Source organism: Niallia sp. FSL R7-0271 (assembly GCF_038005785.1).
GTDB lineage: Bacteria > Bacillota > Bacilli > Bacillales > Cytobacillaceae > Niallia.
This window is the reverse complement of record NZ_JBBOTZ010000001.1, coordinates 1877422-1903428: the sequence shown is the minus strand read 5'-3', so window position 1 is coordinate 1903428 and position 26007 is coordinate 1877422. Positions and strand designations below refer to the sequence as shown.

Annotated in this window: 23 protein-coding genes; 8 read left to right on the top strand and 15 right to left on the bottom strand. The window is 39.4% G+C overall.

Features of this window, described 5'->3' with window-relative positions:
• Positions 1–114 precede the first annotated feature (114 nt).
• From MKX82_RS09760 to MKX82_RS09735, 6 genes are all read right to left on the bottom strand, one after another.
• The gene (locus MKX82_RS09760) at positions 115–768 is read right to left on the bottom strand and encodes a DUF1796 family putative cysteine peptidase (RefSeq protein ID WP_233313903.1); all 654 of its coding nucleotides are present in this window, start codon (positions 766–768) and stop codon (positions 115–117) included.
• A 28-nt stretch (positions 769–796) separates the two neighbouring features.
• A complete protein-coding gene (locus MKX82_RS09755) occupies positions 797–1426 on the bottom strand; it encodes a DUF1796 family putative cysteine peptidase (protein ID WP_233313904.1) in 630 nt (209 codons plus the stop codon).
• 146 nt (positions 1427–1572) lie between these two features.
• A complete protein-coding gene (locus MKX82_RS09750; RefSeq protein ID WP_233313905.1) occupies positions 1573–2484 on the bottom strand; it encodes an NAD-dependent epimerase/dehydratase family protein in 912 nt (303 codons plus the stop codon).
• A 139-nt stretch (positions 2485–2623) separates the two neighbouring features.
• The gene (locus tag MKX82_RS09745) at positions 2624–3745 is read right to left on the bottom strand and encodes a hypothetical protein (protein WP_341076763.1); all 1122 of its coding nucleotides are present in this window, start codon (positions 3743–3745) and stop codon (positions 2624–2626) included.
• A complete protein-coding gene (locus MKX82_RS09740; RefSeq protein WP_341076761.1) occupies positions 3745–4977 on the bottom strand; it encodes a glycosyltransferase family 4 protein in 1233 nt (410 codons plus the stop codon). Before MKX82_RS09740 ends, MKX82_RS09745 begins: the two co-directional genes overlap by 1 nt.
• A gap of 37 nt (positions 4978–5014) precedes the next feature.
• Positions 5015–6265: a glycosyltransferase family 4 protein gene (locus MKX82_RS09735; RefSeq protein WP_341076760.1), complete on the bottom strand. Its 1251-nt coding sequence runs from the start codon at positions 6263–6265 to the stop codon at positions 5015–5017.
• 156 nt (positions 6266–6421) lie between these two features.
• Here MKX82_RS09735 and MKX82_RS09730 point away from each other — a divergent pair, with 156 nt between their 5' ends.
• The 6 genes from MKX82_RS09730 to MKX82_RS09705 all read left to right on the top strand — a co-directional run bounded on the left by MKX82_RS09730 (position 6422) and on the right by MKX82_RS09705 (position 11452).
• Positions 6422–6940: a hypothetical protein gene (locus MKX82_RS09730; RefSeq protein ID WP_233313909.1), complete on the top strand. Its 519-nt coding sequence runs from the start codon at positions 6422–6424 to the stop codon at positions 6938–6940.
• Between the two features lie 42 nt (positions 6941–6982).
• Positions 6983–7501, top strand: coding sequence for a hypothetical protein (locus MKX82_RS09725; RefSeq protein ID WP_233313910.1), 519 nt, complete (start codon positions 6983–6985; stop codon positions 7499–7501).
• A gap of 166 nt (positions 7502–7667) precedes the next feature.
• Positions 7668–8759, top strand: coding sequence for a non-hydrolyzing UDP-N-acetylglucosamine 2-epimerase (gene wecB / locus MKX82_RS09720; protein ID WP_341076754.1), 1092 nt, complete (start codon positions 7668–7670; stop codon positions 8757–8759).
• Complete coding sequence (locus MKX82_RS09715; RefSeq protein WP_233313912.1) at positions 8752–9738, top strand: polysaccharide biosynthesis protein; 987 nt, start codon at positions 8752–8754, stop codon at positions 9736–9738. Before wecB ends, MKX82_RS09715 begins: the two co-directional genes overlap by 8 nt.
• Positions 9739–10569, top strand: coding sequence for a dTDP-4-dehydrorhamnose reductase family protein (locus tag MKX82_RS09710; RefSeq protein WP_233313913.1), 831 nt, complete (start codon positions 9739–9741; stop codon positions 10567–10569).
• The gene (locus MKX82_RS09705; RefSeq protein WP_341076751.1) at positions 10562–11452 is read left to right on the top strand and encodes an NAD-dependent epimerase/dehydratase family protein; all 891 of its coding nucleotides are present in this window, start codon (positions 10562–10564) and stop codon (positions 11450–11452) included. The genes MKX82_RS09710 and MKX82_RS09705 overlap by 8 nt, the downstream gene beginning before the upstream one ends.
• Positions 11453–11508: 56 nt before the next feature.
• Here the strand turns inward: MKX82_RS09705 and MKX82_RS09700 are convergent, their stop codons facing one another.
• Positions 11509–12633 carry a glycosyltransferase family 4 protein gene (locus MKX82_RS09700; protein ID WP_341076749.1) on the bottom strand — a complete coding sequence of 375 codons (1125 nt, stop codon included), beginning with the start codon at positions 12631–12633 and terminating at the stop codon, positions 11509–11511.
• Between the two features lie 189 nt (positions 12634–12822).
• Between MKX82_RS09700 and MKX82_RS09695 the strand changes: the two genes are divergently transcribed.
• Complete coding sequence (locus MKX82_RS09695; protein ID WP_233313916.1) at positions 12823–13545, top strand: glycosyltransferase; 723 nt, start codon at positions 12823–12825, stop codon at positions 13543–13545.
• 112 nt (positions 13546–13657) lie between these two features.
• Here the strand turns inward: MKX82_RS09695 and MKX82_RS09690 are convergent, their stop codons facing one another.
• From MKX82_RS09690 to gltB, 8 genes are all read right to left on the bottom strand, one after another.
• Complete coding sequence (locus MKX82_RS09690; RefSeq protein WP_233313917.1) at positions 13658–14092, bottom strand: peptidylprolyl isomerase; 435 nt, start codon at positions 14090–14092, stop codon at positions 13658–13660.
• 118 nt (positions 14093–14210) lie between these two features.
• Entirely contained in the window at positions 14211–14870 is a 660-nt protein-coding gene (locus MKX82_RS09685) for a peptidylprolyl isomerase (protein ID WP_233313918.1), read from the bottom strand.
• A 79-nt stretch (positions 14871–14949) separates the two neighbouring features.
• Complete coding sequence (locus MKX82_RS09680) at positions 14950–15156, bottom strand: hypothetical protein (protein WP_341076746.1); 207 nt, start codon at positions 15154–15156, stop codon at positions 14950–14952.
• Between the two features lie 84 nt (positions 15157–15240).
• Positions 15241–17475 (bottom strand): DEAD/DEAH box helicase, encoded by a 2235-nt coding sequence (locus MKX82_RS09675; protein WP_341076744.1) that lies wholly within the window; start codon positions 17473–17475, stop codon positions 15241–15243.
• Positions 17476–17550: 75 nt separating this feature from the next.
• Positions 17551–18015: a hypothetical protein gene (locus MKX82_RS09670; protein ID WP_341076743.1), complete on the bottom strand. Its 465-nt coding sequence runs from the start codon at positions 18013–18015 to the stop codon at positions 17551–17553.
• Between the two features lie 97 nt (positions 18016–18112).
• Entirely contained in the window at positions 18113–18652 is a 540-nt protein-coding gene (locus MKX82_RS09665; protein WP_233313922.1) for an HD domain-containing protein, read from the bottom strand.
• A gap of 220 nt (positions 18653–18872) precedes the next feature.
• The gene (gltD, locus tag MKX82_RS09660) at positions 18873–20363 is read right to left on the bottom strand and encodes a glutamate synthase small subunit (protein ID WP_341076738.1); all 1491 of its coding nucleotides are present in this window, start codon (positions 20361–20363) and stop codon (positions 18873–18875) included.
• A gap of 17 nt (positions 20364–20380) precedes the next feature.
• Positions 20381–24934: a glutamate synthase large subunit gene (gltB, locus tag MKX82_RS09655; RefSeq protein ID WP_251646183.1), complete on the bottom strand. Its 4554-nt coding sequence runs from the start codon at positions 24932–24934 to the stop codon at positions 20381–20383.
• Between the two features lie 139 nt (positions 24935–25073).
• Between gltB and MKX82_RS09650 the strand changes: the two genes are divergently transcribed.
• Positions 25074–25976, top strand: a complete 903-nt coding sequence (locus MKX82_RS09650; RefSeq protein ID WP_233313925.1) for a LysR family transcriptional regulator — start codon at positions 25074–25076, stop codon at positions 25974–25976.
• The last annotated feature ends 31 nt before the right edge of the window (positions 25977–26007 follow it).

Sequence of the window (26007 nt, the reverse complement as noted above, 5' to 3'; positions counted from 1 at the left end):
TTTAAAATTAAATTACCAGCGATTAGATACTTAGATTTATCGTACTAACAAGGGCAATTACCTGCAGGAGATTAAAAAAAGTAAGCAAAAACGCTCCATATAATGGAGCGTTTTTTATTCATCTAGTTCTTTAACACTAATGTTTTCAAACAAAGCTTCCCAATAATCATCATTGTTTGTCCACTTTTCGTATACAGGCATTTCCACTACCGTAACATTTTTGATTGGCCAGCTTTTCACTTCCATATCCTCTCTGTCATTATGATTGACGACCAGTATATGAAACTGATTTTTAACAATATCAGACAAGACAGCTTGCAGCTGAAGTGTATCTGAAAATGATGCTTCTGTCCTAACAAATAACAGGCGTTCTCCTTCATCAAAGAATTTTAACATTCTTTCCACACGTCTATCTACCTTCTGTTTTACCTTTGAATATTCCGGAAAGTTTGTAAATGTATTGCTGTCTGCTCGAAAATCATGGCTGGAAACAATATTGTAAGCGGTATCTGTAATGACTAAATGTGGATCTGTAGAGTTGATGCCTGTCGAGTACTCTCCAGTTGCTTTTAGGTTATGAAGTTCCATATATCCTGAAAATCTGTTAGCCAGCAGTCTAGTAACATCTGGCAGGTTATTTGAAGCCATCCAATCCAGCGGCCCTGCAAATGGACGCAAATTAAATTTACGCAATTGGATGCTTGCCAAGCACAAATCTCCTAAACTGAAAATAGCGTCATATGTTCCTTTCATATCTTGTACACTCATATACTCAAAGTCTCCTTTATACATGCCTTCATTTCGGACGAATAGAAATTCCATCGAAAATTTGTTGCCAGTGATGATTATTTCCATCCCATATATCTTCATTTGGCAGCCATATAGAACAAACATTATCAATATTGCATTCTTGCACAATAAGATCAGAAACTGGATAGTGATTAACGACTAATAGTGTAAAGTCACCTTTGACAACCTCACGAAGTGCGGATTGGAGTTCAATAATTTCTTCAATGGATGCTACTGACCGAATGAATAAGATACGTTTATCAGTCTGTACACTCTGAATGAATCTGGTGATTCTTCTGTAGTACTTCTCCTTAACAAACGGCAAATCCATCAGATTATCAATCGTATTCCTGTCTGTTTTAAAATCATGGTTAAAGCTGATGATATTATCAATATCATATACAAGCAAATCGGAGTCTGAAGCATATCCGGTAGTGACTAGGTTCTCTTCTGCAAGAAAACCGGTAAAATAAGTGCGAATCAGCTTGGCTACATTGTGCACATACCTAATCCCTACCCAATCTAGTGGACCGGCAAATGGCCTGAGATGAAACTGTCTCATTTTCATGGCTGGCAGGCAGTTTTCACCTAAACTATAAATAGCATCATATTCACCTTTAATTTCATGAAGCTTCATGTACATACTCCTTTTAATAACACTAGTGTGCCATTATCAAAATGAAAACTCATAGAGGCAAACAGGTGATGGAAGAGGGGGCTAGCAGCATACGACTATAAACTGAATTTTACAAGGAAAAGGAAACACAATATGGAGAATGGTTATTAATTATTATAATAATGATAGGTTTTTTGTAAGCCTTCACTTATGCTGTACTCCGGTTTCCATCCAAGCTGTTCACAGCATTTTTCATTTAAAAGACAGCTGTGTTTAATATCACCTGTCCGGCTGGTAACATGAATGGTTTCTAGGCTGTCTGGATGAAGTTCTAATAGAATCTCAGCAAGTTGATTAATGCTTGTTGGCTTATTTGTACTTACATGAAAAATATCATTGCTGCCGCTTGTCATTGCTGCGATGTTTGCTTTCACAACATCCTCAACAAATACGAAATCTCGTGTCTGTTTTCCATCTCCATGGATTTTCAAACAGCTTCCTTCTTTAATCCTGTCCATAAAAACGGCAATAACACCGCCTTCTCCTTTGGCAGTTTGTCTTGGACCGTATACATTTCCATAGCGCAGGATGGTGAAATCCAGTCCATATAATACTTGGTAAAGTTGAATATATTGTTCAGCAGATAATTTAGATAATCCATAATAGGAAATTGGTGATGTACGATCGTGTTCTTCAATCGTTTCTTTTTGAAGATTGCCATACACTGCAGATGTAGAGGAAAAAATAATTTTTTTTACATTTGCTTTCCGGCATCCTTCCAATATATTAATAGTGCCGTTGATATTGATATCTGCATCTTCACATGGATTGTTAATCGACCTTGTAACATCTGCCTGTGCTGCTAGATGGAATACGAATGCAGGCTTTTCGGCTTCGATTATTGCTTGTGCCCTTTCACTGCGGATATCCACTTCATGCAATACCACATTGGGATGTTCAGGGAAATAATGGCCTGACGAATAATTATCCAGTATATGAACTTCATATCCCTCTTTTAATAAATAATCTGTTAAATGAGAGCCGATAAACCCTGCTCCACCAGTAACTGCTACTTTCATCCTTCTGCTCCTCTACTCATTTTTAATAGCTTATGATATTCGAGTGTTCCGTGTATATGGCGGGTGCCCATACTGAGCCAAAAATGGACATCTCCTTATAAGAAAAAAGCGAATGGCGACAAACCATCCGCTAAAAAACTCATAATTTTTCTGATGGTATCTTGTTGATTGCCGTTGTGTCAGGGATTCTATAATTAATTGGTAATGCCGAAGTTATTTCATCTACATAACGTCTATCCACGAAGGCTTTTTTTGTATGTCCCCTTTTTTCAAACAAATCATCATAGTTGTCACTTGACATCTCATCAAATATTTTTATCATGCGGGAGTTAGGAAGGTGATAATCAGCTGGTAAAGCTGCTACGATTTTATCAAATATTGTCCGGTCCACAAAGAACGGCTTTGCTCCCGGCTTTTTAACAAAAAGAGATTTATAGACGTCACTTGACATCTTAGAAAAAACCTCTAATGTTCCGATATTAGGAAGAAGATAGTCTTGAGGTAGCACTTCACCAAGTCGGTCCATAATATGATTATCAATAAATAACGGCTTTGCTGCGGTATTAGCAGGGGAGTTCCTAATAAATAAATGTTGATACGCATCTACCTTCATCGGCTGAAAAACAGATATCGATTTTTCGTTTGGCATGTTGTAATCCGAAGGAAGAACAGAATCGATTTTTTCCCACACTCTTTGCCGTTCTTCCTGCCTTTTCTGCTCCTCTAGCTTTTTCTGCGCTTCGAGTTTTTGCTGCTCTTCAAGCTTTTTCTGCGCTTCGAGTCTTTGCTGTGTCTCGAGCTTTTGTTGTGTTTCCAGCTTCCGCTGTGCCTCAAGCTTCTGCAGTGTTTCGAGCTTCTGCTGTTTCTCAAGCTTTTGTTGTGTATCCAGCTTCTGCTGTGCCTCAAGCCTTTGTTGAGTTTCGAGCTTCTGCTGGTTCTTACGACTTTGTTGTGCCTCTAATCTTTGTTGTGTTTCAAGTCTTTGTTGCTCTACTACTCTCTGGTACTGTTCTAGTCTTTTTTGCTGTTCTAATTTTCGTTGCTTTTCCTGCTCTCGCTGCTGTTCGAACCATTTTTGATAATTCTGCCACTGTTGATGTTGACGCCATTGCAGCGGTCTTTGTGTTTTTTTAGCCTTCTTTTCATCTGTATGATTATTTGTGTTTTCTTCTTTATTAAGATCATTCGTCTTGTCCACATCTTCCTTTTTTACAGAAAAGGGGAGAATTTTATGGATGTTCTGTTTCCAAGGAAACTTCATTACCTTCCTTCCTCCCTCCCTTTTGCTAATGCAAGCTCATACACTTCCAGAATACTTTTAGCTCCTTTAGATAATGACCAATGCTCTAGTCCCCATACTCTTGCATTATTTCCAATAATGGATTGAAATTCAGGCGTACTTAACAGCAGCTGCAACAAACCGTATAATGCATCTACATCTTCAGCCGGATAGATCAAACCTGTCACCCCGTCCTCAACCATTTCAGGAAGTCCTCCTGCATCACTTACAATGGCAGGCTTTCCGGCAATTTGTGCTTCTACCAGTGACAGTGGCTGATTTTCCAATAGACTAGGAAATACATAAATATCGGACTGGGAAACTAGATACGGGACATCACTCCGATTCCCAAAGAAAAATACATCATCCTCCAATCCTAGTTCTATTACTTGTTTTTCCAATTCCTTCTGTTTATCGCCTTCCCCAATAATCCAACAAACCCAATCGTCTCTGTCTTCCTTAAGCTTACCTAAGGCAGCAATTAAATGATGTACACCTTTCATTTCAATAAGGCGCCCCGTATAGGTAATAATTGTTTTATCTTCAGGAATTAACAGTGATTCATTTACCTTTTGTGTTTCCAAAAGGAATGTATCAGTGTCAAAACCATAGTGCAGCACCTTTATTTGCTCTTCTGGCACTTGGAACTCCTCTGTTAGAATTTTTTTCATCCAGTTGTTTGCTACAATTGTATACGCCGCAGCAGTAGCACCAACCTTTTCCATTTCATCATAATAGGCTCGAGCCATATAACCGGTAGATGATTTATGCATTCCTTTCAGCTGGTGTCTAATTTCATGCGCCACTGAACCATGGAGTGTCGCAACTAACACGGTTCCCTCTGGCAACACCCTTGCAAGGCTTGCAGTTGCAATGACATCCTGTGTGTGGATGACATCGTATTCTGCAAGTCCAAGATAAGCCGCTGAAAGCTCAAAAACATAGCGCTGAAATTCAGTGTATTTCACTAGTGCATTTGCATGGATCTCTGGATATGCTTCTTCTGTCAGCTTCGCTTCGAGCAATGGCATGATTTTTTCTTTCTCAATGGAGATATCTTTATTGTAGATATATACAACACTTGTATCTTCATTAAACCCGAGCAGGTCTACTTCATGCCCGAGTTTTTCTAATTCTCTTTTTTGTTGTTCCATATAATGCCAGACTCCCCCGACATGGGGAATGGGCCAATAGGTTGCTAATAGTATTTTCATATTTTTCGATTCTCCTTTACTGTAATATTTCTAAGTCTTAAGGGGTGGTTGCTTGGCGATAAATCGCCATAATATTCTCCACTCCAGTTTCTAAGGACCAATGCTTTAGTCCCCATTGCTTGGCGTTAGCTCCAAGAAACGTTTGGTATTGCTTATTTACTAAAAGCATATAAAGACTGTTCCGAAGCTCTTCGACATTCCCTTTTGGAACAATCAATCCTGTTAACCCATGTGTAATCATTTCAGGGAGTCCCCCTGCATCGCTCACAATACATGCTTTGCCGACAATCTGTGCTTCAATAACAGATAATGGCTGGTTTTCGATCATGCTTGGCAAAACATAGACATCTGCCCTAGATAGAAACTGCGGGATGTCTTCTCGTTTTCCAAAGAATACAATCATATCTCCCAAACCAGCTTCTGCAGCTTGAAGCTTAAGTTCATTCAGCTTTTCACCTTCTCCTACAATCCAGCATACCCAATTCGATAAAGAACCTCTGAGCTGTTTTAATGCTTCAATTAATACGTGCACACCTTTCAATGCAACTAGTCTTCCAGTAAAAAGAATTACTTGTTTCCCAATTGGTTTTGTTATGCTCCTATCCTGCGGATCGATTCTGTTCAAAAAAGCTTCTATATCAAATCCATAATGGAGGACAGTCATTTGCTCTGCTGGTACATGAAATTCATTGATGAGAATATCCTTAAGCCAATTGTTTGCAACAATTGTTACATCAGCAGAAGTTGCTCCTAAATACTCCAATTCATCGAAATACGTACAGCCTATTTGGGAAGTTGCTGTAACATGTTCATAGAGAAGATGATCTTTCATTTCGTGTGCAACTGAACCATGCAAGGTTGCAATTAACTTAGGTCCATTCAACTGCAGCTTCCCAAAGCTAGTTGTTGAAAATACATCCTGTGTATGAATGATATCGTACTTAAGCAAATCGAGACTGGAAATGGCAATTTCATATCCAATCCGGTGTTTTTCACAATAAGTGACAACTGGATCTGCCATATACGGTTTATGCTGGATGCTTGCTAAACGGCTGTTTATTTCTACTTGTAAATCATCATTAAAAATCTTTTTTTCTTCTGATACAAAATATGTGTACTTATGCAATTCTCCGTACCCTAATAAATCTACTTCATGTCCTAATACCTCAAGTCGTTTTTTTAATTGGTTCATATAATTCCATACTCCTCCGACATGTGGAACGATCCAGTATGTCGCAAGCAGGATTTTCATATATACAGCCCCTTTCCGCTTTGTCTCTTTATTCATATTTAAATAAATAAAACTAGTATAGGCTGTTGCCTGTAAAATGGGTGGACTTTCTAAAAAAATCCATATTTTACCCATAATATTTGTCCAAGCTTCTTAGTATTTTGCACATAAGCTATTTTGTAACTTCCGAGAAATTGAAAGGAGGTGAAATAAATGCCTGTTGCATTACAAGCCTTTACAAATCCAACAAACACTGTCCGAATTGCAGACTCTGCTACAGCACCTGGTCCTGTTGTTACTGTAGGCCCACAAACTCCGTTAATTGATGGAAACAGCTCCTACATTTGGTCTCCAGTCAGTGTTTCTGGCCAAACAGTAACATTCCGCAGTGTCTTTTCATTAGGTGCTCCAGCGTTGGGTCTAGCTTTGCCATTAACAGTATTTTATGCATATGCTGGAAATCAAACTGTGTCTGTTACAGGAACATTACAGGTACTGGATGTATTAGGAATCATTGTTCTTACAGTTCCTTTATTCTCAGGTGATACGAATTTAGGAAATCCGTTAAACGTAAGCACAATTGCAGCTGATACTCTATTGGCAGCAAGTATACTAGGCGGCACGATAAACATTACAATTGATGCTGTTGTGACTGCACCTATCACGACTCCTTACGAACCAGTCAACACTGGCCGTTATCTAGGAGAAATCACTGTTCAAACAATTGTCTAAACCTAAAAACTAACTGATAGATTAAAACTAGGAGGTGAAAAAATGCCAATCGTTTTACAAAGTTATACTACTCCGGCCAATACAACTATTGTCGCAAATACTGCTGGCGGAACATTTCCACAAATACCAGTTGTGGTAACACCATCTGCCACTGCCCCATTCATTGACGGGAGCAATGCTTATATTTGGGCCCCTAATAGTGCAACGAACCAAACAGTAACCTTCGTAAGCAGATTCACTTTTCCGTTAGGTCTTTTAAATGTTGCTTTGCCAGTCAGTGTCAACTATGCCTTTTCTGGAACAGAAACAGTCATCGTTAGCGGAATATTAGAAGTCGTCAACCTACTAGGCATTGTTATTGCGACAATACCGGTATTTACGAATGTTGTGAATGCAGGTGGACCTTTAAGTGTAGAAATCGCATCCGGCGATGCCCTTCTTGCATTGCAGCTTCTCGGCACTAACGCAGTTTTGACTATTACTTCAACAGTAACATCAGGCGCAGCAGGCACTGGAAATTATTTAGGACAGGTTACGGTTAACGAAGTAATTGCACTGTAACTAAAATAACTGTTTATGCTTCCCACTTTATTAGCGGGAAGTTTTTTTACTTATGAACATTTATTAACATAATTTTCTATAAAAAAGGATTGCTGCCTAGAACATGCGGTACGGACATGCATATGTTATAGAGATTCTTCATTACAGGCTTTACGAGAGGTGAGAAATGAAAGTATTGACAATATTGGGGACAAGGCCAGAGATCATACGTCTTAGTTTGATAATTGGCAAACTCGATCAATTGGCAGATAAACATATCCTTGTGCATACAGGACAAAACTTCACTTCGTCATTAAGTGAAATATTTTTTCAGGAAATGGGAATAAGAAAGCCAGATTATGTGCTTAGTGAAAAGCATCAGTCGTTGGGAGAACAGCTTGCCGTCATATTCAAAGAATTAGAACTGATATTAAATAGAGAAAAGCCGGATAAAGTGTTGGTACTTGGTGATACAAACAGTGGTTTAAGCTCCATTTTAGCAGAAAGAATGGGCATTCCAGTCTATCATATGGAAGCTGGAAACCGATGCTTTGATTTGGAAGTTCCAGAAGAAAAAAATAGAAAGCTAATTGACAGTGTCTCTAGCTTTAATCTCCCATACACACCACAAAGCAAGCAGAATCTTATGCAGGAAGGATTCCCATCGAGCAGAATACTTGTGACTGGAAATCCCATTTACGAGGTACTGCTTCATTATGGAGAACAAATTGATTCTAGTGGGATATTAGAAAAACTTTCCCTTAAAGAACAAGATTATTTCCTTGTGACCACACATAGAGCGGAAAATGTCGATTATAAAGATCGGTTAAAGGAAATCATTACTGGCATCAATTCGATAGCAAAATTGTATAAAAAAAGGATTATTTGCAGCATACATCCCCGCACGAGAGCTCGTATAGAACAAAACAAAGAGCTGAAGATTGATCCTTTAATTGAATTTTATGAGCCATTTGGATTTTTTGATTTTGTGAAGCTAGAACAAAACGCCCTATGTGTGCTTACTGACAGTGGAACTGTCCAGGAGGAATGCTGCTTATTCCATGTTCCGACTGTAACAATCCGCAAGACTACAGAACGAATGGAAACAATTGAATGCGGAAGTAATATCCTGTCCGGGCTGAATGGCAAACACATCACAAGCTGTGTGCAGGCAATGGTTAATCAATCAAGAAAATGGTCTTTTCCTGAAGGCTATGATCATGTGAATGTATCAGATAAAATAGTAAAAATTGTATTGGGAGGAATGAAAGTTGTTTGAAAATAAAAAGATTTTAATTACTGGCGGAACTGGTTCATGGGGACATGAGCTGGTGAAGCAGCTGCTCAATGAAAATCCAGAGGAAATTCGCATTTTTTCCAGAAATGAATCTGTGCAATTCATGATGAAACAAGAGTTTGACAATCATCCTAAGCTGCATTTTATTATTGGTGACATTAAAGAAAAAGAAACCTTGATGGATGCATGCCAAAATATCGATTATTTATTCCATTTAGCAGCCTTAAAGCACGTGCCAATTTGTGAACACCAGCCTCTTGAAGCATTAAAAACAAACGTCATCGGCACCCAGAATGTCATAGATGCTGCGATTGCACAAAATGTCCACAAGGTCGTCTATATTTCAACAGACAAAGCTTCTGATCCGTCTAATTTCTATGGTTTATCAAAAGCGATGGGAGAAAAATTAATCATTCATGCGAACACACTTAATACAGATACGAAATTCGTCTGCATTCGCGGTGGTAATGTTCTCGGAACAAACGGAAGTGTTATCCATGTCTTCAAAAAGCAAATTCGTGATAAGCAAACGGTCGGCATCACAGATCTAAAAATGACAAGATTCTTTTTGACCGTACAAGAGGCAATCAAACTAGTATTTAAAGCAACATTTGAAAGCTTTGGCGGCGAGATTTTTGTCATGAAAATGCCTGCATGCCGAATTATAGACTTAGCTGATGTAATAGTCGAACTTTCACAAGTAGAAAATGTAAAAACCGAAATACTCGGAATCCGCCCAGGGGAGAAAATTCATGAGCTGCTGCTGTCCAAATATGAGTGTACTACAACATGCATTTATGATGAGGAATATTATGTTATCTTGCCATCCATTCATATTGATGGGTTAAAAGAGCATTATGAAAATTGCTCTCCTGTTGACCTGGATGAGTATAATTCTGGCATCGGCTTAATCAGCAAAGAGGAAATCAAGGAGATGCTATCGAAAGGCGGTCTTATCTAAATGAAGCTCTTAGTCCTTGGTGGCAAAGGGATGGCAGGACATGTAATGGTAGCTTATTTCAGAAAAAATCCGAAATTTAAAGTCTATTACACATCAAGGGATAAGCAGGATAAAGATAGTATTTATCTGGACGTGACCGATCTGATTTCTTTGGAGAAAATCATTGAATCTATAAAACCAGATATAATCATTAACTGTATCGGCATCTTAAACGAAGATGCCGAGAAAAATCCTTTTATTGCCATGCAAGTTAACAGCTTTTTACCGCATCAGCTCGTCAAACTAGCGAAAAGAAACGGCGGAAAATTGATTCATATTAGTACAGATTGTGTGTTTTCCGGCGATGAAGGAGATTATACAGAGGACAGTATTCCAGATGGTACTACCCAATATTCCAAAACAAAGCAATACGGGGAAATTAAAGATGATGAAAACCTGACTATTCGAACTTCGATAATTGGCCCTGAACAAAAAGAACACGGAATTGGCCTCTTCTTGTGGTTTATGAAGCAGACTGGTGAAATTAATGGATATGAGCACGTATATTGGAATGGTGTAACAACCATAGAGCTGGCGAAAGCAACTGAAAAGATGATTGAAAATAATGTAACAGGTCTTTATCATTTATGTGTAAAAGAAAAAATTTCAAAGTACGAATTGCTAAAGCTGTTCCAAACAGTGTTTGACAAAAAGGATGTGAAAATCCTTCCAGATAAGGAAAATAAACTTGACAGGACAATCGTAAATACGAGGACAGATTATGTCTACACTCCCCCCTCATACTTGGATATGCTAAAGGAAATGAAAACTTGGATGAAAGCAAATGAATAAAACAATCTTAATTACCGGTGCTAGCGGGTTTACAGGAATCCATGCTTGCAGATTTTTTGCAGAAAAAGGCTACCATGTTTATGGAGCAGCTAAAAATCCAAATTCCCTCATTCCTGGTATTAAACAGCTCCTACTATGTGATTTAGCTAACGAACAGGATGTGGATAAATTAATTGAAACATGCAAGCCGGATTACTTGCTGCATCTTGCAGGACAAAATCATGTCGGAGACTCCTGGGATAATCCTGTTAAAACACTGGAAATAAATGCGCTATCAACAGCCTATTTGCTTCAGGCAGCAGCTAATCACAGGCCAGACTGTAAAATTCTAATTGTCGGTTCAGCCTTGCAGACCAATCCACAGGATATATCCGCTATCCCGCACCCTTACAGTTTAAGCAAAACAATCCAAACAATGATTGCTCTATCTTGGGCTAATCTGTATGATATGGACATTAGAGTCGCAAAACCAACAAACTTGATTGGCCCTGGTAATTCTAACGGCGTTTGTGCAATTTTTATTAAAAATATTCTCGAGGCTTCAAAAGATGGAAAAACACCAGTTATCAAGGTTCAAAATATTAATGCAACAAGGGATTTTATCGACGTTCGCGATGTTGTGTCTGCATATGAATATATCTTGCTTAAAGGAAGCAAAAACGAAGTGTATGATATTACAACAGGTGTTAGCCAGTCGTTAGGAAATGTTTTAGCGCATCTGGAACAATTAACAGGAAGAACTATTGATATAAAATCAGTTTGTTCTGATGCTTCCGATACTGCTCCTGTGATATACCCTGTTAAACTGAAAGGGTTAGGCTGGCAGCAGGAAAGGTCACTGACATCTTCTTTAGTTGATATGATCAATTATTATCAAGGATAAAAAATGAGTCGTGCATGAAATGCGCGACTCTCTTTAGTAGTTACCAGTTGATTTCTCTAGTTCTGTGGTTTTACACCAAAATGACTCATCATGGAAACAAAGTTCTGGCAGTACTGCTCTGGACTGAATTCACGTCTCAAATGCAAGTAAGCACTTGTTCGGATATGTTCCCTCAAGGGTACGGAGAACATCAACTCCTTCGCTTCCTTACACGCCGCTTCAATATCTCCTAGCGGATAATACTTTCCCGTTACATTATGGATAATAGAACTTCTCACCCCATCAGAGTCTGTTGTAAGTACAGGACATTTGCAGCTGAATGCTTCGAGTACAGAATAAGGTGCACCTTCCACTTTAGATGTAGAGCATAGAAAACCGCCCGAATCTCCAATCATCGAATAATAATCTGCCATTTGTTCATTCGGGATATTCGGCAGTACTGTCAAATGTTCAGCTAGCTGGAGCTGTTCCACTAAAAGTTGAAAGGCTGCTCTCTCCTCTTGTGTCGATAATGTAGGATCCTCAAACATATAAAGCTGAATACCATTATTAACATCATTTAAGAGCTGTTTTCCTATCTGCAGAAACTCTCTCCAGTTTTTATTGTCCTCCAGTCGTCCAATCCAAGCTACAATCGGTTTCTCCGATTTTGGCAGGCGCTTATATGCGAATTTTTTGCTGTCGAAACAATTATTAAATTGGTAGGTTGGTATGGACGGAAATAATTCACTGAAAATTTGAGAAATATGGGGTGTCTTAGGATTGAGTAACCCAACTTTTGGTGTTGTCACATATGGAACTGCGTTCGTCATTTCGGTTCTGGCCACATGCTTTGGTCCATACCCTTGTATCTCCAAAATAATAGGGCCAGTGTATCCGAAATTCCGAAAGCGCGGAATCGATTTATAGTCTGAAATGATTACCATCCATTGATAATTGCCTTTATCTAAAATTGCTTTAATTTCTGTATCATCATCTGTGATAAATGTTGGTCCTTCATGGTCATTAACTAAATCTCTTGCTTTGCGGAAATATAGGAAATGGCTGTTAATACCAGCCTGTTTAAGGGCAGCTGAACGTTGGCGATTTAATGTTTCCACCCCGCCGCTCGGCACATAATAGACAAATAGAATATTCATTGTTGTTTTCCAGCATCCCTTCATATCATTATTTTTTAACATGCTTCTAATAGGATATGGAAAAGTGCTCCAATTTGACCTCTTTTTTGTCTTTTAGGGAGAAAAAACTTTGATGAATGATGTAATTCAGTCAAGCACATACCTATACAGCAAGCAGGAGATATACATATATTACTATTACTGAAAAGAATTTCTACACAAACAGAGGAATAAAAAGAAGGAGGAAGTAAGTTGTATCCGAAAATATCAATCATCATCCCTTTTTATAATTGCGCTTATGTAGATCAAGCCATCAGGAGTGCCTTGAATCAAACCTATCCGAATGTAGAAATAGTTCTAGTTGACGATGGCTCCGTTAAATACAGAGAAAAAATTATGCCATATAGGTCACGAATAAAGTATATTCGAAAAGAAAATGGTGGTACTGCAACAGCTTTGAACAGGGGCATTGCAGAAGCGACCGGTGAGTATATAGCATGGCTTAGCTCAGATGATCTTTTCAAGCCCGAAAAACTTAAGCGGCAAATGGAATTTATGTTGGAAAGAGGATTAGACGCAAGCTTTACAAACTATGATATTATCGACAGTAACAATAATGTACGAATCCCATCTAATGGTGCCAACTATTCAACCATGAAGGCAGTATATGAAGGTTATTTATACTCTAACCCAATAAACGGATGTACCATTTTAATCAAAAAAACCATTTTTGAAAAATATGGAGACTTTAACCCTGCAATGGTATATACACATGATTATGAAATGTGGTTTCGTTTACTGTCTAAAGGGGTGCATATTGTTTACTTGGAAGAGTCATTGACACAGTTCCGCTCCCATTCTGAATCTGGTACAACTAAATACCAACAGCAGATGCTTGCAGAAATGCAGGTCATTGAGGCAATGTACAGACCGCTTATAGTTCAGTATATTGTTGATCATTATTTACTTCTTTAAATAAATAAAAAAGTGATTATTTGGATGCGTAAAATCTATAATTACAGTTAGAATAGGACAAACCCCCATCGATCCTTTTGTTCGATAGGGGTTTGTCTAAGTATTGCTATAATTATTCTCCGATTACAACTTTCTCCATAACATCGCCGTTTCTCATTGCTTTAACAGCAGAGATTCCAGATGTTACTTTACCGAATACTGTATGTACTCCGTTTAAATGCGGTTGAGGATCATGTACGATAAAGAATTGGCTACCGCCAGTGTCTTTACCAGCATGAGCCATTGATAATGAGCCTTCTTGGTGTGTATGAGGATTGCCTTGTGTTTCACATTTGATTGTGTAACCAGGACCGCCTGTACCGTTGCCGTTAGGGTCTCCACCTTGGCTTACGAAGCCTGGGATAACGCGATGGAAAGTCAATCCATCATAAAAGCCTTCTTTAGCAAGTTTTGTGAAGTTTTCTACTGTTCCTGGTGCTTCGTTCGGATAAAGTTCGAATTCGATCTTTTCACCGTTTTGCATTAGTATGTATCCATTTTCTGCCATTATTTACATCTCCTTTAATCTTTGTCCCTATTTTGTTGGGACAAATGTTTCAACTTATCATACCATACATTCTATCAAGAAATAAAATGTATTGCTTGTCCTTAAAAAAAAGCTAGTGCTATTCTACCTTTTGCGGCTCTGGAAAATTAACGCCCTTCGTATCCACACTTACTTTCTTCATGATAACATCTTCCTTCGGTTTATCATTAGCATCTCTGTCAACGGCAACGATTTTGTCGACTACTTCCATGCCGCTAATGACTTTACCAAATGCAGCATATTGGCCATCCAAGCTTTCTGTCGTTTTAGTCATAATGAAAAACTGAGAGCCTGCTGAATCTGGATCGCCTGATCTTGCCATGCTGATGACGCCTCGTTCATGCTTCAGATCATTGTCAAATCCATTGTCTGAGAACTCCCCATTTATCGCATAGCCAGGACCACCTGTGCCATTCCCCGCCGGATCTCCGCCTTGGATCATGAAGTCAGGAATAACTCGATGAAATGTTAATCCATCATAGTAACCCTTTTCTACAAGTGTAACAAAGTTGTTGACAGTATTCGGCGCTTTTTTCGGATATAATTCGATTTCAATCTTTGAATCATCTTCCATGGTAATGGTCACAATTGGATTTACCTCAATAGTTGGAGAATTAGATGTAGAGCTTTTTGAATCCTCCGCTTCATTCGTACTGCCGCATGCTGCAAGTCCCATCGTTAGCAACAACAAACATGCAAGCAATAATCTGTTTTGTCGGAATTTCTTCTTCTGTTCCATATTACACCCCCTATATACTTGACGAATTAATTGTACATAAAGAGATAAAAATAAACAAATCTAAAACAGTCAAATGTACTTACAGTTCAATATAGATACGGTAAACTCCATCAATAAATTGTTCATCATACACATAAAATCCATTATCTTCAAGCTTAGCAAGGATTTGCTCTTGTGCTTCCTTGTCAGTGACAGTAATATACCCTTCACTATCGTATGTTTCGAGTGCTTTATTTACAGCATCTTCTGTTGTGAGCACTTGCCCAATCGTTTCTTTTAAAGTCATTTAGCAATCCCTCCAGAAAAATTTACAAACTACTATTAAATGATACCCTGTTTCCTTTAAGGCTGTAAACAACCATCGTAAATTTTACGACAGCTGTTTAAGCAAATAGGCGGCAAGCTGTTTCGATTCTATTCTGACTGCTATGGAAGGTGGCTTTGCTCCTGGCACGAGCTGCAGTGGATGACCAATCCATACGATGTGTTCATCTACAATGACAAACGGAAAGGGAGCGTCATATTCCATACTATCGACACGTTTATTTTTAAAACTCTTTACTGGACCATATACTTTGCATAATGTGTTTGCAGCAATTGCTTCTAAAAGCTGCAGCCAGTCTTGTGGAACTTGAACTATATCCGGCATTGCAGCAACAACGGTTTTTCCATTCTTCATATCTTCCCATATATCTTTCGTGTTTTTTGCATGCTGCCATTTAAGATACGGGTGGCTGGAATTAATCCATGTGCCGATTTTCTGCTGTTCAACTAGTAAATTCTCACTCCATTGATGCTCCACAAGCTTTCTTACAGCCTTATCTCTGCCTACTCTTCTTTTGATGAAATCACAGTTAGCAATATGAATAAACTTACCCTTAGACCTCGTAATTGCCACGTTCAATAATCTGTCACTGTCTTTTCCAAGCAGCAGCATTCCCGGCCGCTCATGAGGGTACCCTTCTGTGCTGTCAAATATAATCATATCCTTTTCACTGCCTTGGAAACGATGGACTGTCGCTATCTGAATACTGCTATCAGCAAGCTGCTTAGGGAACAGTTCAGCGGTAACAGCGTCCATCAGTTCACTTTGAGCTCTATATGGCGTCACATAGCCAATGCTTCTTATTCCGCTTTTCCATGCTTCTACAATCAGCTGTAAGGAGAGCAGCATATGCATGAGATTAATACGTGATTTTGTGCCTTTTTCAAAGCCGCCATAATAGCCAAAATTACTTGTATCCAAGAGGATATTGGCTTCTTTCGGAAAAGGACCTTTTTCTGTGATCGCTTTTCGCGATGATGAAACGGTTGGATGATCGGAAACAAGTGAGTGATAAATATGCTTATTAGTAAAAGACGATATGCTTGGATGCATCCTTCTCTGTTCATTCAGTAACAGCAAATGCTGATGAAGGGACCCAGATGCTACACTGTCGGCAACGCCTGACGCATGGAAAATATCCTCTTTCAGCCATTTATTCACTGCTTCGCTTCTGCTTGCTGCAATCGGAGGCAATTGTTTAAAGTCGCCGCAAACGATCAATCGCTTTCCAAGTGAAGCTGCAAAGGCTGTTTGCGGCACATAGGCCATACTTGCTTCATCAAGGAGAATAAGATCATATTCATCCTCATAAATAGCTGGGTCTGTCGCAGCTTTAGCAAGTGTAGTGCCAACTACCATCGCCTTTTTAATAAACTGCAATTCTTTTTTTCGTATTTTTTCTAATACTCTTGCAATCTGTTCCTCCATTTTAAGTAGAGCTTGTGAATCTCTGCTACTGAAGGATCTCGCTAAATCTCTTTTTAATTTAATCTTTTCATCTAACAATTCTTGTTTTTGAACAGCTAAAGCTTTGTCCTTCTCGTCAAGAAGTGCACTTGTTGTTATTTTTTCATCGTGCATATCCATTTCTGCTGCATTGCCTCCATACCGGAGAATATCGCCAATTTTAAATCTTTTTTTGTTTTGTGCTGTTTTCGTTATTTCCTTCATGAGCACATCTACTGCTTGGTTGCTTTGAGACAGGAGAAGAATCCTTTTTCCCTTCCAATATTTTTGGAGGGCAACTCTTGCTAATGTATATGTTTTACCTGTTCCCGGCGGTCCCCATACAAAGGTGATGGGATTATACTTGCTTCTCAAGGAAAGATCATGAACATGGTTTTTAATCATATCCTGGGGATGCTTCGCAGGCATGGAAGGATTCATCAGCCTTTTAATTCGCATTCTTTTCGTCTTATTTTCCTTAATCGCATCAAACCGGATCATCAGCTGCTCCAAAAGCTCCCAAGGATCGTGGCTAACAAAAGCTTCTGACACATAATCGCCGATTGATTTGTCAATCTGGAGGATTAAGCTTTTACCATCTGAAGACAGAATGCGGCCGTTAATCTTGGCTTTCCCCCAAGTAAGGACAACCGATGAACCGATAGGTATTTTAACGAAAGAAATGCTTTCAAAATAATATGTATAGTTCTCCTCTGTTTGAAGATGTTGGCCATTAAATAACGCTATTTTCGTACTGGAGAACCTTTTTAAATGATTTATTTCCTGCTGAAGAGCAAGCTGCCATTCTTTTATATATCTAGAGGTGCTTATCATTGTATTCCCTTCTAACTTCTTAATGATTTTTTTATTATAGCACCAAATTGTCATCATGAATGAAAAAAGGAAGACTCAAGGGTCTTCCTTGTATATCCTCTGCTGCCAAACATAATAACCATATATGATAAACGAAAGTCCGTACATGATTAAAAAATACTGCCATGGAGCAATCCCTTTATATTCAGCAATATGAAGCTTACTTAAGCCTGGCAGCACTGCAAATGCCATAAATGTATCCATGATGATGTTCGTAATCGTAAAAATAATAAAGCGGCTGCTTGTGAAATAAAATATCCAAAACGTTCCTACCGGAAATAGCCCATATGCGAAGCTAACATCAATCATATATCCCCATGGAACAATATATGTATGAATAATCCACCATTTATAATGAAACGCTATTTGAAAAATGATTGTCATTAAAAAAACCGTTAAAATTATTACAGGTATATACTTTTTAATGCGCTTCTTATTAGCAAACAGCAAGGAAAACCACGGGAGAAGCAAACTTATATAAAGTATCATTTTAGCTGTCATGATAATACTCCTATTCGTTAATTTCCCTTTATTATTTTTCCGCTCTTTGCAATTATGCAATAATGCAAAAAAACGGAAGGAAAAGGGGCATAATTGCCTACTTTCCTTCCGTTTTATCTTCGTCTTGGGTGATATATTTATCAATTTTTTCGTCTAGTCTTTCCAAGCTCTCTATTGCTCTTTTAATACTTATCGTCCGGTAATGGTGATGCCCGCCTGGCTCCTCATCCTTTTCGTCTGCTGCTTTAACAATTTCCTGCAGCGGTGTTAGGATGACATTTCCTCCAGGAATGAAACTGTCTGTATGAAACAAAACAGCTAATGCAATTTCTTTTGCTTTAACCGGATTTTCACCGAGTCTTATAAGGAGTTTATGTGCTCTTTCTGCCCCTTTAATAGGATGAATATCATTTTTTTTATACAGCTGATAATCCCATTTACCGTCCTTATACCACGTATAATGTCCCATATCATGAAGAAATCCTGCTTTAGCGGCATTATCCACATCTATATTTCTTTCTTTAGCCAACTCAAAAGCATGATAAGCTACGGCCAGAGCATGAGCTAATCCTGATCGCGTAATATACTTCTGCGCAATATGGTGTTTAAAAATATCTGTCAGTCTTACATCTCTCATCTCCGACACTCCCCTTGAATTGTTGCAGGCAATGTCCAAAAAACTTAAATATTAATTGCTCTATTACGAGGACAGCCCTTGATTTTTACCCATTATATACTATTAGATGAAAAAAGATAATAAAAAGGGTAAACACATTTTCATTTTTTTACCCATTTTATGTATGATTTATTCTTCTTCCATAAAAAAAACTGGCATCCTTTAGGATACCAGAAAATAATTATGCATTAACGGTTGGCAAACAAGTTACACCCATCAAATATTGATCTACTTTATACGCAACTTCTCGGCCTTCATTTATTGCCCATACAATTAAGCTTTGGCCTCTTCTTGCATCACCTGCTGCAAAAACGCCATCTACATTTGTTTCAAATTCGGCATATTTAGCGGCAATTTTGTTATTGCGTGTATCTACACCAAACTGAGAAAGAACAGATTGTTCTGGACCTTCAAATCCAATTGCAATAAACACTAGCTGAGCAGGCCAAACCTTTTCTGAGCCAGGAATCTCTTTAAATAAAAATCTGCCGTCCTCTTGTCTGATTTTCTCCATTTGCACTGTATGAAGCTCCTTCAGGTTCCCCTCTTCGTCATGCACCATTTTCGTTGTTTGGATGCTGTACTCACGAGGATCTTTACCAAATTGCTTTTGTGCTTCTTCATACGCATAATCAAGTGTGAAAACATGAGGGAAAGCAGGCCACATATTATCAGTAGCACGTGCTAATCCTAGCTGTGGGTGTTTTCCGAACTGAACAACTGTTTTGCATTTTTGACGAAGTGCTGTTGCAACACAGTCTGCCCCAGTATCACCGCCGCCGATCACGATAACATCCTTGCCCTCTGCATCAATGCTCGGTTTACCTAGACTTGGATCAAGCAGGCTCTTCGTTGATTGTGTCAAATAATCCATTGCAAAATGAACGCCATTTGCTTCTCTGCCTTCGATATTTAAATCTCTTTGCTTTTGCGCTCCAGTACAAAGGATAACTGCATCAAACTGAGCTTTTAGCTCTTCAGCCGTAATGTCTTTACCGATTTCAGTATTTGTGACAAAATCAATTCCTTCCTGTGTCAGGAGGTTAACTCTTCTTTCAACATCCTTTTTCTCCAGCTTCATGTTAGGGATACCGTACATCAAAAGCCCGCCAGGACGATCAGAGCGCTCAAATACAGTGACAGAGTGCCCCGCCTGGTTAAGCTGATCAGCGCTGGCAAGGCCAGCAGGACCGCTACCGACAATCGCTACTTTCTTGCCTGTACGATGTGATGGTATTCTTGGTGAAATCCAGCCGTTTTCAAACCCTTTATCGATAATAGTTTTCTCAATATTCTTAATCGCTACAGCTGGATCGGAAATGCCAAGGACACAAGACCCTTCACAAGGGGCAGGACATGCTGCTCCTGTAAATTCAGGGAAGTTGTTTGTTTTCAGCAATCTTTCAAGTGCATCCTTCCATCTTCCTTTATAAACTAAATCATTCCATTCAGGAATCAAGTTATGAATCGGGCAACCGGAGGTGCTTCCTCCGATTTCCATCCCGATATGGCAAAATGGTGTGGCGCAATCCATACATCGTGCACCTTGTCTGCTTAGCACCTCGTCAGAGAAAGGAGCAGAATACTTCTTAAAATCGTTAATGCGGGAGAGGGGAGACCTTTCTTCCGCTTCCTCTCTTTTATATTCCATGAAACCCGTCGCTTTGCCCAATTGTTTTCTCTCCTTTCTTACCGAACTGCTAAAGTCATCTTAGTAGTTTGCTGTTTTTTTTTGCCTTGGTTTGAGTTGCTCTCAAAAGCTTTCATTTCCGCTTCTTCTTGCGTTAATCCATGGTCAATGCCTTCTTGGATTTGGCTGATCATCCGTTTGTAATCTTTAGGGATTATTTTTACGAATTTAGCAGCATTTTTCTCCCAGCTGTTTAACACTTGCTGTGCTGAGAAGCTGTCTGTTTGTTCCGCATGTTTACTGATTAAAGTCCTTACTCTCTCCAACTCTGCCTTATCTGTCAATTCTTCAAGCAGAATCATTTCCATATTGCAAAGATCCTTAAAGCTGTCCTTGTCGCTTGGCAATACATAAGCAATTCCTCCAGACATACCTGCACCGAAGTTTTTGCCGACTTCACCAAGGATGACTACTTCCCCGCCTGTCATATATTCCAGACCATGATCACCAATACCCTCAACTACAATGCTAGCTCCGCTGTTTCGGACTGCAAAACGCTCTCCTGCTTTACCGTTAATGAAGGCTTCCCCGCTAGTTGCACCATAGAATGCAACATTTCCTGCAATAACATTATCTTGAGCAGAAAACGATTCAACTGATGGAGTCTTAATGACGATTTTACCGCCGGATAAACCTTTTCCAACATAGTCATTCACATCGCCGTTCAAGCGGATTGTCAATCCTTTTGGAATAAATGCACCTAAGCTTTGGCCTGCAGATCCTGATAAATGCAGATTGATTGTATCTTCAGGCAATCCCTGCTCTCCATACTTTTTAGAAATTTCACTGCCGACAATTGTACCGATAACACGATCTGTATTGCGTACATGGTAGTGCAGGTCAATGTTTTCGCCATTTTGAATCGCTTTTTCTACTGCAGGCAGGATTTTTCTCATATCAATGCTTTCTGCAATTTTATGGTTTTGCGGCGTTTGGAATGTTCTAATTCCATCCACTTGGTAAAGAAGCTTAGTTAAATCAAGGTCTTTTGCTTTCCAGTGGTTTTTAGCATTCTCACCGACAGTTAATACATCTGTTCTTCCAATCATCTCATCAACAGTGCGGAAGCCTAATTGTGCCATAATCTCTCTTACTTCTTCTGCGACAAAACGCATGAAGTTGACAACATGATCTGGATCTCCAGCAAATTTATAACGAAGATCTGGATTTTGTGTGGCAATCCCGACTGGACATGTGTCCAAGTGGCAAGCACGCATCATTACACATCCTAAGACGATCAGCGGTGCTGTTGCGAAGCCAAATTCTTCTGCGCCAAGCAATGCTGCCAGCACAACATCTTTACCTGTCATCAGCTTTCCGTCTGTTTCTAGGACAACTCTGCTTCTCAAACCGTTAAGCATTAATGTTTGATGTGCTTCAGCTAATCCAAGCTCCCACGGAAGACCAGTATGTTTGATACTTGTTTTTGGTGATGCACCCGTACCGCCATCATAGCCGCTAACAACAATAACATCTGCCGCACCTTTTGCCACACCTGCAGCAATCGTGCCGATTCCGCCTTTTGAAACAAGCTTCACACTGATTCGCGCATCACGGTTCGCATTTTTCAAATCGTGAATAAGCTGTGCCAAATCTTCAATAGAATAAATATCATGATGCGGCGGAGGTGAAATTAAGCCAACTCCCGGAGTAGAGCCCCTTACGTCTGCAACCCAAGGATATACTTTGTTTCCTGGCAGCTGTCCGCCTTCCCCAGGCTTTGCACCCTGCGCCATCTTGATTTGCAATTCGCGGGCATTTATTAAATAATGACTTTTTACACCAAAACGTCCTGATGCAATCTGTTTAATGGCGCTGATTCGATTGTCGCCATTCACATCAAGCTCGTAACGGGCTGGATCCTCTCCGCCTTCCCCGCTGTTTGAGCTGCCGCCTAGACGGTTCATTGCAATTGCCAATGTTTCATGCGCTTCCTTACTAAGCGATCCAAAGGACATAGCTCCTGTTTTAAACCTTTTTACAATGGATTCAACTGATTCGACTTCTTCTAGATCAATTGGATTCTGGTTAGCATTAAAGGCAAACAAATTTCTCAAGAAGTTTAATCTCTCTTCATTGGCTGCCTCTGAATATTGCTTAAATAAGCTGTAATCAGCTTTTCGGCATGCCCATTGCAATGTATGAATTGTCTTTGGATTGAACGCGTGATGTTCTCCGCCTTTTCTCCATTGGAACTCACTTCCAGAATCTAAAGTCTCATCCAGAATATTTGCATATGCTGCATCATGTCTGTCAGCAGCTTCTTTTGCAATCGTCTCTATACCTATTCCGCCTAATTGTGATACAGTTCCAGCGAAGTATTTATCGATAACCTCTTGGCCAATGCCGACTGCTTCAAAGATTTGGGCTCCGCGGTAACTTTGCACGGTAGAGATACCCATTTTGGACATTACTTTAACGACACCTTCAGTAATTACAAGATTATAGCGTGCTACAGCTTCCTCGTAGGAAATGTTCAGCAATTCATCTTCAATTGTCTTCTGATAAGTCGCATACACTAAATACGGGTTGATAGCATCTGCACCAAAACCGATTAAGCTCGCGAAATGATGAACCTCTCTTGTTTCACCTGATTCTACGATGATACTAACCTTTGATCGAAGTCCTTTTTCAATTAAATGCTGGTGCAGTGCGCTGACTGCTAACAGGACAGGTATAGCTTTTTGTTCTTGATTCATTCCTCTATCCGTTACAATTAACAGGCTAACACCTTCAGCAATGGCATTTTCTGCTTGCTTCAACAGGCTTTGAAGACTCATCTCCAAGTTATCTGTGAAAGTCGCTGCAAAGCTTTGTGCTGTAAATCCGTACAGCTCATTTGCTTTCAGCTGATTGATTTCAGCATTAGAAAGGATTGGACCTTCCAACTGAATGCGGCGACAATTCTCAGCTGTCGGGTGAAGCAGGTTGCTTTCAGCTCCTAACCAAGTCAATGTTGATGTGACCACATGCTCCCTGATTGCATCAATAGGAGGATTGGTTACTTGGGCGAACAGCTGCTTGAAGTAGTTGAATAATGATTGGGACTTTTCAGACAATACAGCAAGCGGTGTGTCATTCCCCATTGAACCGATTGGATCCTTGCCTTCTGTTACAACAGGCAGCAAGTTTTTTTGGATATCTTCATACGTGTATCCGAAAGCACGCTGGCGTGTCAGTAAATCTTGGAAAGACTCTGCTTCATCGTTTTCCGATTGCTCTAGCTTAACAACTTCCTCCAGCCATTCTGCATACGGCTCTTGAGATGAAATTTCGCTTTTCAGCTCATCGTCAGAAACGATTCTGCCTTCCTCTAAGTCTATTAACAGCATTTTTCCTGGGCTTAAACGGTCTTTATATAGAATGTTTTCTTCTTCTACCGGTACAACACCTACTTCGGAGGAGAACACAATATAATCATCTTTTGTCACATAATAACGAGCAGGACGTAAACCGTTTCGGTCTAATATTGCCCCGATTTGCTTACCATCTGTAAATGTGATGGCCATCGGACCATCCCATGGCTCCATCATTGCACTATGAAACTCATAAAATGCTCTTTTCTCGCCAGTCACGTGAGGGTTCTCTGTCCAAGGCTCCGGGATAAGCATCATTGCGGCATGAGCCGGCTTACGGCCTGCAAGAATGAAGAATTCCAAGGCGTTATCGAAAACAGATGAATCACTTCCATTTGCATCAAGAATTGGCAGAACCTTTTGCAGGTCATCACCGAAAGCTTCTGACACAAATTGCTGTTCTCTTGCCTTCATCCAATTGAAGTTACCGCGCAATGTGTTAATTTCTCCGTTATGGATCAAATAACGGTTTGGATGGGCTCTTTCCCAGCTTGGAAAAGTATTTGTGCTGAAACGTGAATGCACAATAGAAAATGCGGACACGAATTCTGGGTCTTGCACATCAAGATAGAATGTTTCTACTTGATCGGAAGTTAACAGCCCTTTATATACAATGGTGCTCGTAGACAGACTCGCAAAGTAAAATTCTCTTTCTTCTGCCTTGCCCCAATTTTCAGATAATTTACGGATAATATAAAGCTTGCGTTCGAAACCAAGCTTCTCTAAACCATTATTATTTTTAATAAACACTTGTCGAATTACAGGACAGCTCTTTTGAGCGACTTTTCCGATTTTTCTGACATCTGTAGGTACAGTTCGCCAGCCGAGTAGCTCTTGGCCCTCAAGCTCGATATATTCATTTATCTTATTTTCAATTTCATGTCTGTTTGGATCATCCTTTGAAAAGAAAACCATTCCGACACCATATTGTCCGCGCTCTGGCAATTCAAAATCCGTAATCTCCTTGCGGAAAAATGCATCTGGAATTTGAACCATTAATCCGGATCCATCTCCTGTCAACGGATCGCTGCCTTGACCACCGCGATGATCCAATTTACATAGCATGCTTAGTCCCTTTGAAACGATGTCGTGAGTTGCCATCCCCTTAATATGAGCAAATAACCCGATTCCACACGCATCATGTTCAAATTCAGGTCGGTATAGACCTTGTGCTTTAGCTAATTGGTTGTACGTCATTTCAACCACCCCTGTCAGATTTTCTAACACTTTTTTTTGTTCAGATAACCCAATTATACTATGCAAATTCATATATACAATATATTATTTGGATAGAAGTAATCTAATATTGAGATGAATAGGAGGATTAACCTAAAAAATGGAATTAAGACAACTGAAATATTTCATCGAAGTTGCAGAAAGAGAACATGTATCAGAAGCTGCTGAACGCCTACATGTTGCGCAATCCGCTATAAGCAGACAAATTGCTAATTTGGAAGATGAGCTAGGTGTCCCTCTATTTGAAAGAGAAGGACGAAATGTCAAATTGACATCAATTGGTAAAATATTTTTAACTCATTCCCTTGCGATTATGAAAGCAGTAGATCGTGCTAAAGAACAAATTGATGCTTATTTAGATCCAGAAAGAGGCTCCATTAAAATCGGGTTTCCGACAAGCCTTGCCAGTCATTTGCTGCCGACGATAATTTCCGCATTTAAAGAAAGGCATCCAAACATAGCCTTTCAATTGCGACAAGGCTCATACAGTTTCTTAATCGATGCGGTAAAAAATCGAGATCTGGATTTAGCGTTATTAGGCCCTGTACCGACAGATGATTTTGATTTAAAAGGGAATATATTATTTACAGAAAAAATCTTTGCCCTTCTCCCAAGCAATCATCCGTTGTCCGAAAGACGTACACTTCGGCTAAGGGATTTACGAAATGAATCATTTGTATTGTTTCCGAAAGGTTATATTTTGCAAAAAATAGCTTATGATGCTTGTAAACAAGAAGGTTTTTTGCCGAATATAAGTTCTGAGGGAGAGGATTTAGATGCTATTAAAGGGTTAGTTTCAGCTGGAATGGGAGTGACATTGCTTCCTGAAAGCACCTTTTATGATAATGTTCCAAAATTCACAGCAAGGGTGCCAATTGAGAATCCTGCAATCAGCCGTACGGTCGGTATTATCATTCCCAAAAACCGAGAGCTGCCGCCGTCTGTACAAACTTTCTATCATTACGTGATTGAGTTTTTCTCCATTCTAGAAAAATACCAATAAAAATTTTATGCAAAATAATTAATTTTTATGC

What these genes read in the sequence shown, in the direction of transcription:
- MKX82_RS09760 (WP_233313903.1), bottom strand. Translation starts at nt 768, where the DNA reads ATGAGTGTACAAGATATGAAAGGAACATATGACGCTATTTTCAGTTTA.
- MKX82_RS09755 (WP_233313904.1), bottom strand. Translation starts at nt 1,426, where the DNA reads ATGAAGCTTCATGAAATTAAAGGTGAATATGATGCTATTTATAGTTTA.
- MKX82_RS09750 (WP_233313905.1), bottom strand. Translation starts at nt 2,484, where the DNA reads ATGAAAGTAGCAGTTACTGGTGGAGCAGGGTTTATCGGCTCTCATTTA.
- MKX82_RS09745 (WP_341076763.1), bottom strand. Translation starts at nt 3,745, where the DNA reads ATGAAGTTTCCTTGGAAACAGAACATCCATAAAATTCTCCCCTTTTCT.
- MKX82_RS09740 (WP_341076761.1), bottom strand. Translation starts at nt 4,977, where the DNA reads ATGAAAATACTATTAGCAACCTATTGGCCCATTCCCCATGTCGGGGGA.
- MKX82_RS09735 (WP_341076760.1), bottom strand. Translation starts at nt 6,265, where the DNA reads ATGAATAAAGAGACAAAGCGGAAAGGGGCTGTATATATGAAAATCCTG.
- MKX82_RS09730 (WP_233313909.1), top strand. Translation starts at nt 6,422, where the DNA reads ATGCCTGTTGCATTACAAGCCTTTACAAATCCAACAAACACTGTCCGA.
- MKX82_RS09725 (WP_233313910.1), top strand. Translation starts at nt 6,983, where the DNA reads ATGCCAATCGTTTTACAAAGTTATACTACTCCGGCCAATACAACTATT.
- wecB (WP_341076754.1), top strand. Translation starts at nt 7,668, where the DNA reads ATGAAAGTATTGACAATATTGGGGACAAGGCCAGAGATCATACGTCTT.
- MKX82_RS09710 (WP_233313913.1), top strand. Translation starts at nt 9,739, where the DNA reads ATGAAGCTCTTAGTCCTTGGTGGCAAAGGGATGGCAGGACATGTAATG.
- MKX82_RS09705 (WP_341076751.1), top strand. Translation starts at nt 10,562, where the DNA reads ATGAATAAAACAATCTTAATTACCGGTGCTAGCGGGTTTACAGGAATC.
- MKX82_RS09700 (WP_341076749.1), bottom strand. Translation starts at nt 12,633, where the DNA reads ATGTTAAAAAATAATGATATGAAGGGATGCTGGAAAACAACAATGAAT.
- MKX82_RS09690 (WP_233313917.1), bottom strand. Translation starts at nt 14,092, where the DNA reads ATGGCAGAAAATGGATACATACTAATGCAAAACGGTGAAAAGATCGAA.
- MKX82_RS09685 (WP_233313918.1), bottom strand. Translation starts at nt 14,870, where the DNA reads ATGGAACAGAAGAAGAAATTCCGACAAAACAGATTATTGCTTGCATGT.
- MKX82_RS09680 (WP_341076746.1), bottom strand. Translation starts at nt 15,156, where the DNA reads ATGACTTTAAAAGAAACGATTGGGCAAGTGCTCACAACAGAAGATGCT.
- MKX82_RS09675 (WP_341076744.1), bottom strand. Translation starts at nt 17,475, where the DNA reads ATGATAAGCACCTCTAGATATATAAAAGAATGGCAGCTTGCTCTTCAG.
- MKX82_RS09670 (WP_341076743.1), bottom strand. Translation starts at nt 18,015, where the DNA reads ATGACAGCTAAAATGATACTTTATATAAGTTTGCTTCTCCCGTGGTTT.
- MKX82_RS09665 (WP_233313922.1), bottom strand. Translation starts at nt 18,652, where the DNA reads ATGAGAGATGTAAGACTGACAGATATTTTTAAACACCATATTGCGCAG.
- gltB (WP_251646183.1), bottom strand. Translation starts at nt 24,934, where the DNA reads ATGACGTACAACCAATTAGCTAAAGCACAAGGTCTATACCGACCTGAA.
- MKX82_RS09650 (WP_233313925.1), top strand. Translation starts at nt 25,074, where the DNA reads ATGGAATTAAGACAACTGAAATATTTCATCGAAGTTGCAGAAAGAGAA.